The sequence below is a fragment of the Nonomuraea sp. NPDC049480 genome, from assembly GCF_044465905.1.
Taxonomy (GTDB): Bacteria; Actinomycetota; Actinomycetes; order Streptosporangiales; family Streptosporangiaceae; genus Nonomuraea.
This window is the reverse complement of record NZ_JBITMD010000052.1, coordinates 20752-36721: the sequence shown is the minus strand read 5'-3', so window position 1 is coordinate 36721 and position 15970 is coordinate 20752. Positions and strand designations below refer to the sequence as shown.

Genomic DNA, 15970 nt, shown 5'->3' with positions numbered 1-15970 from the left:
GGCAGTGAGTCACGCTGCCTGACGCGGACCGGACCGTCGAAGCCATCGACGGCGAGGAGCTGCGAGCTCGGTCCGTTTACGGCCGAGAAGCTGACGGATTGGCGCTGGCAGCTGGTGCAAGGCGGGCGCCTTCTATCCCCGCTGCGCCGGTTCGCAAACGTACGGGTCGAACAGCTGGCGGCCGGAACAGTAGCAGCCACATTCACCGGAGCCGATGTGCTCAGTGGAGCGCGCAGCTCACTTGGGGCGCCCCGTTGGTCGTGTTGTTCCAGGTGGCGATGAAGCCGAATACGGTGGACGCGCCGATCGGCAGGTCGCCGTTGTAGCCGGCGTTGCCTGCTGTGACGGTGGCGGCGTTCTGGGTGAGTGCGGTGTTCCATGATTCGCGGACCTGCTGGCCGTCGGCGAAGGTGAAGGTCGTCGTCCAGGCGGAGGCCGCGCCTGTGGACGTGTTCTGTACCGTGACCTCGCTCTGGAAGGCACCGCCCCACTGGGAGATCACCCGGTAGGTGGCGGTGCACCGGCCGCCGGGAGGGGGAGCGGTCACGGACGGGGACGGGGAGGGGCTGGGCGAGGACGGTGGGGTCACCCCGCCGAGCACCTGCGTCAGGGGCGGGTACCAGCGGTCGGCCATCTTCCTGAAACCGGCGTCGTTGGGGTGTACCCCGTCGCCGGTGTCGGTGGCGGTGTTGAAGCCGGTCCACTGGTCCACGACGACGATGGGTGACTGCGGGGTGGTGAGGTTCGCGGCCCAGCCCGGGATGGCGTTGTTGAGCGCCGTCACACTGGCTGCGCAGGTGGAGCAGCCGGACGGGTTCATGGGGATGATCTGGGCCACGATGATCTTCATGGTGGGGTTGTTCGCCCGCATCTGGCCGACCAGCTTCGTGTACGCGGCCAGGACGGTGCCGGTGGGGACAAAGCCCCCCCACATGTCGTTGGTGCCCAGGTGCATGAGGACGATGTCGGGCCTGGCCGCGTTCAGCCACGGCGGCAACTGGTTCTGGTCGGCGATGCCGGTCGCAGAGTAGCCGCCGTGCCCCTCGTGGTCGCCGTCGTAGGAGAACCCGTAGTTGCAGCCGCCGTCGGGATCGCTGCCGACGAAGTCGATGTTCGTGTATCCGGTCGACTGCAGGCGGTTCCAGAGCAGGGCGCGCCAGCAGCCCGGCCCGGCGGTGATGGAGTCGCCGAGCGGCATGATGCGTACGGGCGCCGCCGCCGACGTGGCCGGCAGGGCGGCCCCGAAGGTAACCGCCAGCAGGATCGCGGCGAGCAAGGTGTACAGGCGGGATCCGCGAAGCATGCGTGACTCCTTGCAGAGACGATCGAGGGGCACGCCGGAGGTGCTACGAGAAGGGGTTCCGGGTGAGCAGGTGTGCCTTGAAGCCCTCGCCGTAGGTGCTGGTGGGGGTGCCGTTGTAGTCGGTGATGAGCACGTTGCCCTGGCTGCATCCCCACGGGTTCCAGGTCCATGCCGTGTATCCGACACCGTTCACGTCGGCCCACGCCATGACCTGATCGATGTAGTCGTGCGCGCAGGAGTTCTGGCCGATCTCACCGGCGTGGACGGGCACCTGCGCGGCGACGGCGCCCACCTGGTTGTTCCAGCAGGAGGTGTTGACGCAGGCGTTGAAGTTGTAGGTGTGCCAGGCGGCCATCAGATTGCCGGTCGGGTCGTTCGGCTTGTAGGTCAGCCACTGGCTCAGGTTGTTGGCCCACTCGATGCCGCCGAGCATGATCACATTGGTGGCTCCCGTCGCGCGCACCGCGTCGACCAGGTCCTGCATGCCGGCGACCTCGTAGCCGATGCCGGTGCAGGTGCCGCCGTCGCGCCAGCAGGTCCAGGCGGCGGTCGCGTTCCAGTTGGCGGCGGCGTCCGGGTAGGGCTCGTTGAACAGGTCGAAGACGACCGCGTTGTCGCCCTTGAAGGCGTTGGCGACCCCGGTCCAGAACGTCGGCGCGTACTGGGCGTCGGGCATCGGCTTCTGGCAGGTGGCGGCGGTGTCCGAGCAGCCGGCCCCCTGGCCGGTGTACTGGCCGTGGCTCCAGTGCATCTCTACGATCGGCGTGATGCCGTTGGCGACCAGCAGGTTCACGTAGTCCTTGACGTTCTGCTGGTACGTGGCGCCGCTGGGCGAGCCGTTGACGCCGACCCAGCATTCCTCGTTCAGCGGGATCCGGACTGCGTGGATGTTCCAGGCCTTCATCGCATCGACCGAGGCCTGATCCACAGGGCCGCTGTCCCACATGCCTTTGCCCTGCACGCAGGCGAACTCGCCGCTGGCCCGGTTGACACCCAGCAGTCGGTAGGCGGTACCGCTGGAGGTGACCAGCCGGTTCCCGGAGACGCGCAGGGCGGGTGCCGCGTCACCGGTGCCGCCGTCGTTGTCGGCCTCGGTGGCGTTCACGGTGACGGAGGTCAGGTCGGAGGAGGAGACGCTGATCGGCCGGGTACCGTTGGCGTTGTCGGCGTCCTCTGCCGCACGGAGCGTCACGGTCTGCGGGGTGCTCCAGTTGGATGTGGTGAAGGTCAGGCCGGCGCCGCCACTCACGGTGATGTCGCCGTCCCCAGTGCCCGCGGTGCTGGTGACCGTCACGGTACCGGACGGCTGGGACTGCAGGCGGACCGTGTAGCCGGCGGTCCCGCCCTCGGGCACGCTCACGCTGGTGGGGGAGACCACCAGGGCCTGCTGCGGGGCTCCGGTGCCGTTGCCGGCGCACGAGACGGTGGGAGGGGTGTTGACGCCGCCGGTGTAGGTGCCGTTGAAGCCGACCGTCCAGGTCGCCCCGGTTGCTTTGGCGGCGTTGTAGGAGGCTGGGTTGACGGTGATGGCCGCGCCCGCCGGGGTGGGGGCCGCGGGGGTGGGCGTGCCGTCCCACATCTGGGTGATCATCTGGTTGTCGGGGAAGTCGAAGCTCAGCGTCCAGGTGGTCAGCGGGTCACCGGTGTTGGTCACCGTGATGGTGGCGCCGAAGGCGCTGCCGTTGTCCCAGCTCTTGGCATAGGCGGCGGAACACGACACGGCGGCGTCGGCAGCGGACTGCACGCCGGCGAGCCCGAATCCGGCGAGCACTACAGTGGCCGCGGCTGTCAGGGCTGTGTGCCACGGCTTCCGGCGGATGGTCATGGGGTTCTCCGCGACGAAATAGAGGAGCCGGAAGCGACCAGGCGGCATCCGAGACCCCTTACTGAATGGGAGCGCTCCCAAATGATCCATCCGACCTGGGTGCTTAGCAAGAACGCCCAGTGGTGGGAACGCGGCACCAGTACCGACCTTGGGCAAGGCGGGGAACACCTATGAAACGTTCATTCTGCTACGCACGCGCGGCACAGGCTTCGCCGCTGCTTGGCCTATCGCGGGGCGCGCGGGCACTCTACGCCGAGCTGCCGGCGAGACCTCCTGCGTCAGCCTGGCCTGGGCCGTCCTGGATCGCGCCGCCCGCGGCTGGCGCGGCTTCACCAGCACCAGCAAGGGCCTGCGCATCCTGCAAGACCTGCGCCGAGCACTACTCCACCCGCCCACTCAGCTTCACCCGGCCGACGACCCGGCCTTGGCACCCGCTACCGAGGCTGCCTAAGATCAACCCACGGCACCTACCTCGTCGAGCCTTTTACACCGCTCCGAGGACGCGACCGGCTGCCGGTGAGTGGGGTGGATTCGCCCAGCTCCAGCCCAGAGGAGTAGTCGACCGCCCCATCCGCCAGGGGATCGCGCCGTGCCGCAGTTGGGCAGAGGCGAGGATGCGCAGCCCGGTCCAGTCGAAGTCGGCGCGCCAGCGCAGCCGGGTGCAGTCGAAGTCGGCGCGCCAGCGCAGCCGGGTGCACCCTGGGGAGCCCAGGACGACGTTTCGACGTGCTCGATCACGCCCGGCAGGCGGGTCCGAGGCAGCCGGATCAAAAGTGGTGAGGCCGAGGGCATGAGCTTCACGGCAGAGATTCACGATCGGTCGAGAGATCAGCAGAGATCGACGTCGATGTACTTGCGGGCCACCTTGTAGATCTTCTCGTCCGTGGTGACCAGGTTGCAGTCCAGCGCTTCGGCCAGGGCGACGTAGGTGGCGTCGTAACCGTTGAAGTTCGCTCGCAGGTTCCAGGCGCGATCGGCCGTCAGATCGTCAGCGTGGCGGATGAAGGGCAGGCCCGCCTTGACGATCCGGGCTCCCTCGGCGCGGGCCTCGCTAATTTTCCCGCCGAGTAGCAGACCGCGCATGGCGTTGCGAAACTCGTAGTCGAGCAGGTGAGGGATGTGGAGTCGGTTATCGGCGACGCGCGCGAGCAGTTGCTCTGCGGGGGCGTCTCCGGCCAGGGCCTCGACGAGGGCCGAACTGTCGATGACGATCACGTCTCGCGGATCTTCCGTATCTCGGTTACGACGTCGTCGTGGCTCGCTCCGCCGCCGAGTGACCGGAGCGCCTCCAGTCGTTCTCTGATCGTGTCCGGGGCGGGAGTAGCGGCGACCTCGGTGAGGATGCCGGCCACGTACGCGGACAGCGACATGCGCTTACGTGCGGCCCGCGCTTTCAGTTCGGCGACCACTTCCGCGTCCAGGCCTCTGACTTGCAAGGTGGCATCCATGATGTAAAGCATAATGCTTTTCGTCCATGTGAGATATGCACATAGCTGCTGGCAGTCATGGTCGCGCAGGATCTCCACCACAAGCTGGGGCGGTCGCGGAACATCTGGACGAGGGCGTCCTGTCGGCACACCATGCCCGACCAGCCGGAGTCGTGCCAGGGGACGCGGATCGAAGGGTGCACGTTACTGCTCATCCTCGCGCTTTCTCTCTCATGACATGGAAAGGAAGGTGCCGCCACCGCCAAGGACTGAGGTCCTGCGCCTGGCCAACGATGACATGGCGGTACGGTCGCAGGCCGCGCCCACGCAACAGCCGGGTGGTGTCGGTCGATGCGCTGAAGCGCTGGTGGTCGCAGTTCGACGCCGTCCATGCTCGGCAGACGCCGGGCATGCCGCATCTGTGGGGGCTCGTCGAGGACGAGCCGTACGCCATCAGGGCCGGTTTCGGGCCGACCCGGCAGCTGTACCGCCGCCTCCTGCCGCCGGACGTGGTGGAGGAGGTCAACCGGCTCTGGGACGGCGTCATACTGCCATCTCCCGCACCACACTTTCCGGTCCCCGCGCCTACTACCGCCGCTACCTCACCGAGCTGGAACAGGCATGCACACCCGTCCACCGCAGCCTCTTCGACGAACTTGAACACGCCGAGCGCTATCTGGGCCCGCCCCAGCCGGTGTACACCCGCCGGCAGGAAGGGATCTCCGACGGCGTGCACATCTCCATGGGGGTGGCCATGGGGGAGCGTCGTGCCGGATTCGAGATGCTGCGCGACATCATCACACGCCACCGGCAGGGATGGAGTCATCGTTACCTCGCCGAGTACCTCCGGCACCGGTGGAAGAGCGAGCTGATCGACGTTGCCTACGAACTGAACAAATTCGTGGCCGAGCTTCCCACGTTCAAGCAGTTCGCACGCTTCGCCGCCAAGGCGGCCAACCACTGGTTCAACGGGGACCTGGCTGGCCTGTACGCCGCCATCGGCGAGAGAGCGCCCACCACGTCACGTCGAGTGGACCTGCTCCCTGGCACCGCTCATGACTTCGTGGATGCCGTCTATGCCGCTCTTGGCGCGCCGCCGTACGAAGAGGTCATGCGAGACCCTGGTTCGCTGCTTGCTGCCGTATGCCGGCAGAAGGCCAGACTGGCGGGAGCCACCGTCTGCTACGTCCAGATTGCCGAGGCGCTCGGTGGTGCGCCCGAAGCGACGGAGTTCGGGGCGGATCGGCATGAATGGGAGTGGGCCGGCGGGCTCGAACGAGGATGGCCCGTCTATCGACGCGCCGTCGAAGCCGCGACGTTGGCGCTGGCGTCGGGGGCGGAGCCAGGGCCCCGGCAAAGTCGCGACTCGACGTAGATGTAGAGGAACTTGAGCTGGTCCAGGCGGTGGCGAGCTTGGCCTGCACCGGGATCGGCGGGTTATCGAGCAGGTTCCGGGTGTTCGTTCGGATGGCCATCAGGTTCTTCTTTTGAGAGGAGCGGTCCGTCCGCCGGCGTGGCGGCAGGTCTGGGCGTGCATACGCACGGGTGGTCGCGATCGAGGCTGTGGCTGCCATCCCCGGGCGGCCCTCCACGGAGTCCTCGCCCGCGTGCGCGACCTCGGCGCCGCCCTCATCTCGGTCACGACCGGACGAGGCGCACGCCGGTCGCGAGCAGCCAGACGAGCCAGGCGACGAACCCTAGGAGCCCGACGAAGATCAGCGGCGAGCCGTCGGCGATCGCGAGGTTGCCCAGCCCCGCAGCGAGCAGCAGGCTCCCGCCCACCATGCCCAGCAGGCGCTGCCAAGCCGGAGTCAACTCGCTCGCGTGCGCGGCGAGGGCCGAGCCGATGCAGGTGGTGCCGAGCATCGGCAGCGCCAGCGCGAACGCCGCTGCGTGAATCTGCCAGACGAGCCCGAACGCGGGCGTCGGCTCGGCGAGCCCGCTGGTGGAGAGCGCGAGCCCGATCTGCAGGACGTTGACAAGCACGAAGATGGCCGACAGCGTCGCGCCAGCGGCCAAGGCGAGGCGCGACCAGTCGGTGCCCGCTCCGCCGCGCCGCTCCACGAGGCCGTGCAGGCCCGTCACGAACACGAGCAGCAGCGGCAGGTACAGGGCTACCAGACCGGACACGATCGCGACCGCGTCGCGGTTGGCCGCGTAGTAGGCCAGCACTTCCTCGATCGGAGCGCCGTAGGGCAGCGCGCCCGTTACCGCAAACAACACGTTCTCTATCACCACCAACACCGCGAACGCGATCGCCGCGGCACCGACGAGCCGGCCTCGAACGAACCAACTGCGGGCTGGCGTGGTGGCGGTGTTCTTCGGTGATCTCATCTCTTACTCCTTCGTTGCGGTCGGATGACCGGCGGGTTGTCGAGCGGGTTCGGGGTTTCGCTGATTCGTACACCGTACGTCGTACACCGTACGTCGTACACTGTACGTCGTACACTGTACTACAGTTTAGTACACTGTACGATGAACGTACGCTTGACGATTGTCAAGCCGTTCGAGCGAGTGAGGAGACCCGTGTCCGGGAAGAAAAAACGCCAGGTCGCGCCAGACGCGGGGCTGAGCAAGCAACGGGTGGTAATCGAGGCCATCCGGATCGCCGACCGCGAGGGGGTCCACGCGCTGAGCATGCGCCGGCTGGCCGGCGCGCTCGGCGCGGGCGCGATGTCGCTCTACTACTACGTGGCGAACAAGGAGGAGCTGCTGGACGCCATGATCGACATCGTGTTCGAGGAGATCGAGCTCCCGCCCGAGGACACCGACTGGCAGTCGGCGATGCGACGGCGGTCGGTATCCGCCCGACAGGTTCTCGCACGCCACCCGTGGGCGGTCGGCCTGATGGAGTCGCGGACATCGCCGGGGCCCGCGCACCTCCGCCACCGCGAAGCGGTCACCGCCTGCCTGCGGAGGGCTGGCTTCCCGGTTCTGATGGCGACGCACGCCAACTGGTTGCTCGACGTCTACGTCTACGGTTTCGCCCTGCAGGAAGCCAGCCTGCCGTTCGACACCGCCGATGAGTTCGCGGACATGGCCGAGGACGTCTACCTGCCCCAGCTTCCTCCTGACGAGTTCCCCTACCTCAACGAGTCCGCCGCAGCGCTCGTCGCTGCCGGCTACGACCCGGCAGAGGAGTTCATCTTCGGCCTCGACCTCATCCTGGCCGCCCTCGAGCCCCTAAGAGCCTCCGCATAGCAACGCTCACCGACCGTCGCGGGCCCTCTGCGCCGCAGGCTCCGCAGAAGTGCTCCGCTGGCAGGGTCCCGGCAAGGTCGTTAGGTGATGCCGAGTAGGGCCAGTGGGCGGTTGGCGTTGCGGGCGTGGTGGCGGGTCGCGGCGGGGATGTTGGTGATACCGGCCAGCCGTAGGGCGCCGATGGCGGCGTTTCGGAGGGCGGCCATGACTTGGGGTCCGGTGCCGGTGCGGATTTGGGAGCGATCTTCGTCGTAGGTGACGTCGCGGACCCAGTGGATCTTGTTTTCGATCGACCAGTGCCCGCGGATCCAGTCCGCGAGCTGCCACGGTCTTGCTTGGTGAGCTTGCAGATCGGTGATCGCGTAGACAGTCTCGGTGGTGAAGCGCCTCGGTTCGTCGAGACGGCGCCGACGGCGACGGATCTGGATCGCTTGTGCCGCATGGGGAAACTCGATGCCGGCGGCGACGGACAGGATCTTCAGGGTGCGGATCTCCCGACGGCCGTGCCCACGGTCGGTGTCCCGGTCGGCTTCAGGTGTCTGTCGCCAGAGCAGACCGGCCAACTGCTCGTGCAGGATGGGCTGGTTGCCTTGACGGTCAGAATCCAGTGCGCGCCGCGGTCGGCGAGATAGGCGACGTGGTCACGCTGGCAGTGCAACGCGTCGGCGGTGACGACCACACCGCGTAGGTCGCCGATCTGGTCGAGCAGCGTGTCGAAGCGGGTGATCTCGTTGGTCTTGCTGTCGACATCGGTGGAAGCCAACACAACACCGCTGGACTGGTCCGCGGCGGCCAGGACGTGGCGGGCTGCGGCGGTACGCGTGCGTGAGCCCCGCAATGTCTTGCCGTCCACCGCGATCGCTCGCCTGGAGCCCGACGCGGCCGGGGGTATGCGCGTGGCCAGCCATGTCCCGATCGTGGCGGCGAGCAGGTCCGGGTCGACGGCCTGCAGCAGCCTGCGGATCATCGACTCGGACGGTCGCCGACCGGGATCGATACCCAACAGCATCGCGGTGTCGGCGGGCAGGTCGGTGACCCACTCGGCGATCGCGGTGTAGGAGCGGTAGCCGGCCACGACCGCGCAGACCGCCGTGGTGATCACCACGGTGAGACGGTGGCGGATCCCACGCCGCGCACGTGGGTCCGGCACCTCAGCCAGGGCAGCCGGCAGCTCGACGGCCACCTCGGCCGGGCCGAGTCCGGCTGGGTCAAGTCCGTCCGGTAGGTGCGACAACGAGGCGATCAGGGATGATGGCGACGCGGGCATGACTCACTTTCGGAAGATGATCAACGGGTGCAGGAACCTCGATGATCTTCCGAACCGGTCATGCCCGCCCGGCTACCTCCAGCAAGGGCGCGCCTACACCAATCAACTCAACCCGGACACCAGTCGCGACTTTGCCGGGGCCCTGGGGGCGGAGCTGAAGGTGGTGCAGGGCACGTTGGGGCATGCGGTCATGTGTTGACCGCCGATATCTACGTCTCGGTGTTGCCGCAGCCGTATCACGACAGCGCCCGGGTGACGGCGCGGCTGGTGCTGAAGGCGGTACGGGGAACCAACCGGAAGATCGGCAAGGCGCGGGTGGGGGCGTGACTCACATGTGTCTCACCGTGACTCACGATCAGATGACGCGACTACAGATCCGCGTAAAGCCGCAGGTCGGCATGGTAGGGCGGGTGGGACTTGAACCCACGACCCACGGATTATGAGACCGCGCCGCCACCGAACTCAGGGCACGCCGCATGTCCACGTGACACGCCACTGCGGAGGGACGGGGCCTCGCCCTGCTCGACCATGGCGTTCACGCCGGTGCGCCGATCCTGGCCTTACTGCCCGTGCACGTCGCTGAGCGTGTAAGGCGGGTGTCGGCGGCGCAGGTGGCGCTGGCCTGGTTGCTGGGGCGGCCCGCGATCACGTCGCTGGTGGTCGGCGCGCGCACCAGCGAGCAACTGGCCGACAACCTGGCCGCCGCCGACCTGAAGCTGACGGCCGAGCAGCGCGCCCGGCTGGACGAGGTCAGCCGCCAGCCGCTGCTCTACCCCCCGGCAGCGCCCTCGGGCAGCCGGGCCCGCTTGACCGCCCGGCCCTGCTCGTCCTGCACCTCCACATCGTGATGGTCCTCACCCAGTCATCACCGACAAACAGCACTCGATCCCCAACCCTCGACAACATGATCAAGCAGCCCGCGGGGGCCGGTCGGCGTGCTAGTGGATCAGTACTCACGCCACCCAGGGCGGGCACGACATCCCATCAGTGATCGAGACCCCCGACCACCGGTGAGGGCAACGGTCTGTCCACAGGACTCGAAGATCGGTCCAGCGTCCGGGAGTGCTCACTCACCAGCGGCCACCAGGCACCGAGTCTGCCCGATCAGCGGACCCGGTGGTTCCCATTAGCGTCCGGCGGGGCGGTGGCCCAAGAGCCGCACTCCCTCCAGGAATGCGGAGTCAGGCCCCGACAACGCGGCTCTCAGCTACGGTCCGCCCGGCTCGCCGGACGGACGCGGCTTCGGCTTCCACCGGATCGCATCCCGGCCTCGGTAGGCATGCGACGAGGCTACGCTGATGTCCGTTTTACTCATGTAAACACAGAGAACCGAAGACGCTCTGGTACTTCCGGGGCTGTGCCGGGGGGCCGACAGAGTAGGTTCTCGCCTGTGAGTGATATTCGACTTCTCGGTCCCGAGGAACTGCCCCTGTGCCAGCGGCTCGAAAGCGATCGCGAGTGGTCCACCGACGAGGCCAAATGGCGGCTGATGTTCGAGACGGGTGAGGTCTACGCTGTCGACGCGGCCGACGGCGACGGCCTGGCCGGGTGCGTCGTGGTGACTCGTTACGGCGACTCGCTGGCCGACGTCGGCATGATGTTGGTCGCCAGCAGGTACGGCAGGCAGGGGCTCGGCACGCGGCTGATGGAGCACGCCCTGGAGGCCGCCGGGGACCGCATCGTGGAGCTGACCGCGACCCGGTTCGGGCGCCCCGTCTACGAGCGGCTGGGCTTCCGGCCCACGGGCAACCTGACGATCACTATGGGCCCGGTGGAGGGGGTGGCGGGGTCGTCCGGAGTCCGCGTGGCGACACCGGACGACCATGCCGCGCTCCTCGACTTGGACGCCGAGGTCACCGGGGCCGACCGGAGCAAGGCGCTGACCGTCCTGCTGGCTAGGGCCGAGCGCACGATCGTCACCGACGGCGGCTTCGCCGTGGCCTGGAACGCCGGGCCCCACCGTGTCATCGGCCCCGTCGTCGCGCCCTCGGAGGAAGCCGCCCGCGAGCTCATCCTGGCCGCCGCCCACGGCGCCGACCGCGACGTGCGGATCGACCTGCTGGACGCCTACCCGGGCCTGCGCCCGTGGCTCACTGGGCTGGGGCCCACCAAGGGACCCGCGGCCCTGCCGACGATGGTCTACGGCGCCCCCCGACACCCGGGCGACCGCGGGCGATACGTCGCGCCCATCCTCATCTCGATGGGCTGACCGGCCATCAGGTCGGCCGCCGCCCGGGCGAAGACGCGCACCCGCGCGGTCCGGCCTCCGGCCGGCTCGCCAACCCTGCCGCCCGGATTCGTGCGCACACGGCCGGGATGGTCCTTGCCTGCGACACCAGATCACCATTCTGGAACGGCAACCCGGCGTCGGCACCAGGGTGAGAGTACGACGCCGGCGCGCAGGCCAGGGCCGCAGCGGTGCACGTGAGATTGCTGCGCCACCAACATCGGGGTACGTTCTCGGCGAGCTTGTTGGACGACGGCATTGCCCGGAGGCGGCTTTGACAGAACAGTCCAGCACCACCCCGACCTGGCCAGACCTTCCCCCAGGCCCGTACGGCACCCTCTCGCCCGATCTGGTGCGGCGGCACGCCGAGGCCCCGATGGAGCCGGCGACGTTGCCGAGCGGCGACCGGGTCCCGATGATCGTCAAGTACGCGGACGTCCGCGACCTGCTCATGTCGCCGGCCAGTAGCCGCAACCTGCGCGAGCCCGGCCTGCCCCGGCTGGTCAAGGGCCCCTTCCTGGATGACGACCCGGCGGCGCTCATGAACCAGGACCCGCCGGAGCACACCCGCTACCGCCGCATCATGCACGGCACGTTCACCCCCAAGCGCATCGAACGCTGGCGGCCCCGCGCCGCGGTCATCGCCGAGGAGCTGATCGAGGCGGCCGGCGCGGAGTTCGACCTGGTGGCGGACTTCGCGCTGCCGCTGCCCGCGCGGGTGATCTGCGAGATGCTGGGCGTGCCGATGGACCGCTACGAGCAGTTCAGGGGCTGGACGGACACCTTCCTGTCCACCACCGACGCGAGCGCTGAGGCCAGGCACGAAGGGCTGGCGGAGTTCACGGCGTACACCCGGGAGCTGATCGAGCAGCACCGGGTCAAGCCGGGGGAGGACCTGATCGACCTGCTCATCGAGGCGCGCGACGAAAACGACGGGCTCAGCGAGGACGAGCTGACCAACATGGTGTTCACGCTGATCGTGGCCGGGCACGAGACGACCGCCTCGATGATCATCAGGGGCACGTTTCGGCTGCTGTGCCACCCCCGGCAGTACGCGGAGCTGGCCGCCCGCCCCGAGCAGGTCGAGGCGGCCGTGGAGGAGATCCTGCGCCACGAGGCGCCGGGCAGCAACGGCATGCTGCGGCGGATCACCCAGGACGTCGAGCTGTCCGCCGGGACCATCCCGGCCGGGAGCGTCGTGCTGCCGAACATCTCGGCGGCCAACCATGATCCGGAGGTGTTCGAGGATCCGCTGCGGTTCGACATCCACCGCTTCGATGACGCCCAGCCGAACCCGCACCTGGCCTTCGGCCACGGGCCTCATTACTGCCTGGGCGCGAACCTGGCCAGGATGGAACTGCAGGAGGCCTTCCGCGCACTGGTGACGGGCCTGCCGGGGCTGCGGGCGCGGGAGGACCTGGCGGACGTGCGGTGGAGCGACGGCGCGTTCGTCTATCGGCCGCGCCGCCTGCTGGTCAGCGCCGGGTAGCAGGGGGGAGCCGCGAGAGGCGCCCCCCTAGATCGTCAGAGCGCGTAGGTCCAGGCGAACTTCTGGTACACCCGCTCCTTGGCCTTCTGGACCTTGGACAGGTAGGCGGCGTAGAAGTCCTTGCCGCACTTCAGGTCCGCGGGCGGAGCGCCGTCACCGGGCTCAGGTTCTTCAGGTCTTTTGCGTGAGCTTTCCAGGACGGATCGCCACGTCATCGATCTGGAACGCGGGCCCGGTGGTGCTCGCGTTCCAGACAAAGGTCCAGTCGACGCGGGTCGTGCCCGGGGGCGCGGTGAACGTGCCGGCTGCTTCGGTCCAGGCGGTCTTCTGGGGCAGGGAGATGGCGTCGGTACGCAGCACCGTCCCGGATTCGTCGCGCCAGCGCACATTCCACGTGACGGCAGGCATGGTCGCCACGGCCTCCCGGTACCACAGCGACACGTGGTAGCTCGTACCGGCGACCACACCGCTGTATCCGGGGAAGTTGTCAAGCGCCACCGCGCTGCCACCCGTCTGGATGCTGGTCATTTGCAGCGAGCCCGTGCCACCATGCGCGCCGCCGGTCTGGTGCGCGACGCCGGCCCCGTACCACGGGGCGTAGGGCGAGATCGTCGAGCCGGACTCGAAGTCGTGCTCGGCGATCGGCGGCGGGGCGGGCGTGCCGCCGTCGAACGTGCTGCCGGCGTCCTGGCCGTACTGGGGGCCGGCCCACTGCCCGGGCGAGATGCGGCTGCCCATGTCGGTGACCCTGAACTGCCACGGTCCTGTGTAGGTGTTGTCGTGCCAGGAGTTGTTAGACCCGTGGACGATCGACTGCTGGATCACGGCGCCCTTGTACGGGGACCAGTCTGGGTAGGTGCCCCAGTTGGACAGCAGGGCCATGTGCCCGCAGTACTGCGTTGGGCAGCCGCCGTTGACGGCACTGGGGTCGAAGGCGAACGTGTTGTGGTGGATGTCGACGTTCTTCGTCCACCAGCGGCAGTTGGTGTAGAGCGGCTCGCCGGCGATGGCAGGAGCCGAGCACTGTGAGGTGTTGGTCGGCCCGACGATCAGCGTGCAGTCGCCGGTCGTCGAGGCTGGGCTGTTGCAGAACCGGTCGGCGTTCGCCCACGCGGTGATCCCGCCCCAGTTGTTCTCGAGCAGGTTGCCGGTGATCTCGATCTTGCTGGTCCGCGCTGCCACGCGGGGCTCACCATCCGCCTCGGACAGGTAGATCGCCGCTTCGGGGAACGGGTCGCCCTTCGTTGCCCGCTCGGCACCGGATTTCCAGGCGTTGCCGCGGATGGTGTTGTTCCGGATCACGACGTTGTAGCTGATCTCGTAGAAGATCGCGAGCGAGTCGTTGTCCTCGATGAGGTTGTCCGCGATGAGGAAGTCGTTGTTGTTGGTGTCCGCCCAGACCCCTGGCCCGTGGTTGCCGTGGACCCAGTTGCCGGTCACGTCGGCGCCGTTCACCGCCCAGAACTTCATGCCCCCGGTACATCCGCACCCAGGGATCTGGTGCTCCCAGTCTTCGGTGTTGTTGCCGGTGAACTCGTTGTCCGCCACAACCAGGCCGGTGATGGTGTTGCCGGCCTTGTACGCGTTCAGGCCGTACTGCCCATTGTCCTTGAAGCAGTTGCCGCGGATCTTGTTCGTGGCCCCGGCCATCAGCCCCGCGCCGGAGTTGTCGCGGATCGTGTTGTGCTCCACGACCCAGCCGTCGCCGGAGTCGTGGTTGACCACACCCTGATCGCGCGGCGCGACGAACCCGGTGATGGTCAGGTACCGGATCGTGACGCCGGTCGCCTGCTGACCGAACGCGTACTTGTTCAACCGCTGGCCGTCCAGTACCGCGCCGGGCGCGCCGATGAACGTCGCGCCATCGCCGGGCAGGATCTGGGCGTACTCGCCGGTGCCCAGCGTGTGCGTGCCGGTCTCGAAGTAGTACGTGGTGTTCGGTTGGCGTAAGTTCACGCCGCTGTTGTCACCCGCGGGGACCACGACCGCGCCGGAGGGCGGTGTGGTCGGGCCGTTCAGCGACGAACTGCCGCAGACCGCCGCCGTCGCCGTCGTCGTCGTCGAATCGGTTGCCGGATCGACCGCGTCGCCACTCGCTGGCGTCGCGCCCCCCATGACAACGGTGGCAAGGGCCATCAACGCCACTGGCCAGGTTCTTCGCATTCCTGTTTTCCTCCCGATTGTGACCAGCCTTGACTTCGCTTGACGCCTGCCGTCGCTGCTGTAGCCAGAGCTCGCCCTTGCTCTCAAGATCAACGCTGAGACAGTACTGCAGGGCAGATGCCGGCGTACTGCAGATCAGAGACAGCGATAGGACGTCAGCCCCGTCGTGCTGGAGACGCCCTACGACGACTACTGGTACCTCGTCGTCGACAGCTATCCGCAACGGATCAAGGTCTGGGTCACCGAGATCTTCGACTGACCGCGTCCGCAGCGCGGTTGGCCTGGCGTTTTCCAGGACGGCCCGTTCCGCCAGGGCGTTACCGTGAAGGTATGGCCGGACAACGCCGGTGCGGGTTCTGCGGAAGGCCGCTGCGGGCCACCGCCCGCGCGGATGCGATCTACTGCGCCCCGGCCTGCAGGCTCCACTGTCCGCCGTCGCGCCACAGGCACAGGTCGCCATAGTCCCAGTCCCGCTCGATCGTTTCTGGGACGGCTGCACCGGCGGGGACGTCTGGCACGTCGCCCGGGACGTCCTCGAGGACGTCCCGGGCGACGTCGTCGTCTGCTTCGGCGTCCCGGGCCGCGCGTTCGGCGGCGAGGCGAAGCAGGCGGGCGTACCGGCCCCGGGCGGCGCGGCGGGCGCCGACTCGCAGAATGGGGGCGAGCTGGTCCCAGGTGACGCCGGCGTCGCGGGCGGCCTGAATGAGTGCGGGTTCGACGTCGGTCAGCCAGTCGCGCAGGTCCGCGAGCAGGGTCAGGGCGGCCAGGGCCTCATCGCCGGAGGGCCGGTAGGCGTTGGGGGAGCGATACGGGCGGGTCAGGTCGTAGACGTTCGTGACCGCGCGCGCATGATGTACGGCGAACCCGCTCGGCACGAACTGCGTCTGCGGGCTCTCCTCCGCGAGAAAGCGGCGGGCGTCGTGGGGGTCAGTGAGGCGTAGTCAAGCCGTACGGGCGCGCCTCCTGGGTGTCATTGTGGCGATGACGGATGTGTCCTCGTCACAATGACAGATCGCGGCCCGGCTGTAACCGCGTACGTATGGCATCTGTAAGTGCCCGTGTACAAAC

General features: G+C 68.2%; 16 protein-coding genes and 1 pseudogene. 7 read left to right on the top strand and 10 right to left on the bottom strand.

What is annotated here, in order from left to right:
* Positions 1-220: 220 nt before the first annotated feature.
* From ACIBX3_RS59630 to ACIBX3_RS59610, 5 genes are all read right to left on the bottom strand, one after another.
* On the bottom strand, positions 221-1303 hold the full coding sequence (locus ACIBX3_RS59630; RefSeq protein ID WP_397129736.1) for a cellulose binding domain-containing protein: 1083 nt from the start codon (positions 1301-1303) through the stop codon (positions 221-223).
* Between the two features lie 43 nt (positions 1304-1346).
* Positions 1347-3128, bottom strand: a complete 1782-nt coding sequence (locus tag ACIBX3_RS59625) for a cellulase family glycosylhydrolase (RefSeq protein ID WP_397129735.1) — start codon at positions 3126-3128, stop codon at positions 1347-1349.
* 484 nt (positions 3129-3612) lie between these two features.
* Positions 3613-3942 (bottom strand): DUF2399 domain-containing protein, encoded by a 330-nt coding sequence (locus ACIBX3_RS59620; RefSeq protein ID WP_397129734.1) that lies wholly within the window; start codon positions 3940-3942, stop codon positions 3613-3615.
* 14 nt (positions 3943-3956) lie between these two features.
* On the bottom strand, positions 3957-4343 hold the full coding sequence (locus tag ACIBX3_RS59615; RefSeq protein ID WP_397129733.1) for a type II toxin-antitoxin system VapC family toxin: 387 nt from the start codon (positions 4341-4343) through the stop codon (positions 3957-3959).
* Positions 4340-4576: a FitA-like ribbon-helix-helix domain-containing protein gene (locus ACIBX3_RS59610; protein WP_397129732.1), complete on the bottom strand. Its 237-nt coding sequence runs from the start codon at positions 4574-4576 to the stop codon at positions 4340-4342. Before ACIBX3_RS59610 ends, ACIBX3_RS59615 begins: the two co-directional genes overlap by 4 nt.
* A 217-nt stretch (positions 4577-4793) precedes the next feature.
* Here ACIBX3_RS59610 and ACIBX3_RS59605 point away from each other — a divergent pair, with 217 nt between their 5' ends.
* Positions 4794-5930: a hypothetical protein gene (locus tag ACIBX3_RS59605; RefSeq protein WP_397129731.1), complete on the top strand. Its 1137-nt coding sequence runs from the start codon at positions 4794-4796 to the stop codon at positions 5928-5930.
* Between the two features lie 263 nt (positions 5931-6193).
* Here ACIBX3_RS59605 and ACIBX3_RS59600 read toward each other — a convergent pair whose 3' ends face one another.
* Entirely contained in the window at positions 6194-6889 is a 696-nt protein-coding gene (locus tag ACIBX3_RS59600; RefSeq protein ID WP_397129730.1) for a hypothetical protein, read from the bottom strand.
* Between the two features lie 192 nt (positions 6890-7081).
* On the opposite strand from ACIBX3_RS59600, the gene ACIBX3_RS59595 reads away from it, so the two are divergent.
* Entirely contained in the window at positions 7082-7756 is a 675-nt protein-coding gene (locus tag ACIBX3_RS59595) for a TetR/AcrR family transcriptional regulator C-terminal domain-containing protein (protein WP_397129729.1), read from the top strand.
* Between the two features lie 80 nt (positions 7757-7836).
* Here the strand turns inward: ACIBX3_RS59595 and ACIBX3_RS59590 are convergent.
* A pseudogene (locus ACIBX3_RS59590) lies at positions 7837-8858 on the bottom strand (ISAs1 family transposase).
* Positions 8859-9218: 360 nt separating this feature from the next.
* On the opposite strand from ACIBX3_RS59590, the gene ACIBX3_RS59585 reads away from it, so the two are divergent.
* The 4 genes from ACIBX3_RS59585 (at position 9219) to ACIBX3_RS59570 (ending at position 12739) form a co-directional block, all read left to right on the top strand.
* Entirely contained in the window at positions 9219-9350 is a 132-nt protein-coding gene (locus ACIBX3_RS59585; protein WP_397129728.1) for a hypothetical protein, read from the top strand.
* Positions 9351-9592: 242 nt separating this feature from the next.
* The gene (locus tag ACIBX3_RS59580; RefSeq protein ID WP_397129727.1) at positions 9593-9871 is read left to right on the top strand and encodes an aldo/keto reductase; all 279 of its coding nucleotides are present in this window, start codon (positions 9593-9595) and stop codon (positions 9869-9871) included.
* A 542-nt stretch (positions 9872-10413) separates the two neighbouring features.
* On the top strand, positions 10414-11232 hold the full coding sequence (locus ACIBX3_RS59575; RefSeq protein ID WP_397129726.1) for a GNAT family N-acetyltransferase: 819 nt from the start codon (positions 10414-10416) through the stop codon (positions 11230-11232).
* Between the two features lie 292 nt (positions 11233-11524).
* Positions 11525-12739 (top strand): cytochrome P450, encoded by a 1215-nt coding sequence (locus ACIBX3_RS59570; RefSeq protein WP_397129725.1) that lies wholly within the window; start codon positions 11525-11527, stop codon positions 12737-12739.
* Between the two features lie 35 nt (positions 12740-12774).
* On the opposite strand, the gene ACIBX3_RS59565 is transcribed toward ACIBX3_RS59570, so the two are convergent.
* Positions 12775-12954: a hypothetical protein gene (locus ACIBX3_RS59565; RefSeq protein WP_397129724.1), complete on the bottom strand. Its 180-nt coding sequence runs from the start codon at positions 12952-12954 to the stop codon at positions 12775-12777.
* The gene (locus tag ACIBX3_RS59560; RefSeq protein ID WP_397129723.1) at positions 12911-14695 is read right to left on the bottom strand and encodes a right-handed parallel beta-helix repeat-containing protein; all 1785 of its coding nucleotides are present in this window, start codon (positions 14693-14695) and stop codon (positions 12911-12913) included. The genes ACIBX3_RS59565 and ACIBX3_RS59560 overlap by 44 nt, the downstream gene beginning before the upstream one ends.
* Here ACIBX3_RS59560 and ACIBX3_RS59555 point away from each other — a divergent pair.
* Positions 14673-14945, top strand: coding sequence for a hypothetical protein (locus tag ACIBX3_RS59555; RefSeq protein ID WP_397129722.1), 273 nt, complete (start codon positions 14673-14675; stop codon positions 14943-14945). The two genes, ACIBX3_RS59560 and ACIBX3_RS59555, sit on opposite strands and share 23 nt — an antisense overlap.
* Before the next feature lie 355 nt (positions 14946-15300).
* Here ACIBX3_RS59555 and ACIBX3_RS59550 read toward each other — a convergent pair whose 3' ends face one another.
* Positions 15301-15777: a hypothetical protein gene (locus ACIBX3_RS59550; RefSeq protein ID WP_397129721.1), complete on the bottom strand. Its 477-nt coding sequence runs from the start codon at positions 15775-15777 to the stop codon at positions 15301-15303.
* Positions 15778-15970: the final 193 nt, after the last annotated feature.

Bases quoted from the DNA above. Each gene is read 5' to 3' on its own strand.
- ACIBX3_RS59630 (WP_397129736.1), bottom strand. From the start codon at position 1,303: ATGCTTCGCGGATCCCGCCTGTACACCTTGCTCGCCGCGATCCTGCTG.
- ACIBX3_RS59605 (WP_397129731.1), top strand. From the start codon at position 4,794: ATGGAAAGGAAGGTGCCGCCACCGCCAAGGACTGAGGTCCTGCGCCTG.
- ACIBX3_RS59625 (WP_397129735.1), bottom strand. From the start codon at position 3,128: ATGACCATCCGCCGGAAGCCGTGGCACACAGCCCTGACAGCCGCGGCC.
- ACIBX3_RS59565 (WP_397129724.1), bottom strand. From the start codon at position 12,954: ATGACGTGGCGATCCGTCCTGGAAAGCTCACGCAAAAGACCTGAAGAA.
- ACIBX3_RS59600 (WP_397129730.1), bottom strand. From the start codon at position 6,889: ATGAGATCACCGAAGAACACCGCCACCACGCCAGCCCGCAGTTGGTTC.
- ACIBX3_RS59610 (WP_397129732.1), bottom strand. From the start codon at position 4,576: ATGGATGCCACCTTGCAAGTCAGAGGCCTGGACGCGGAAGTGGTCGCC.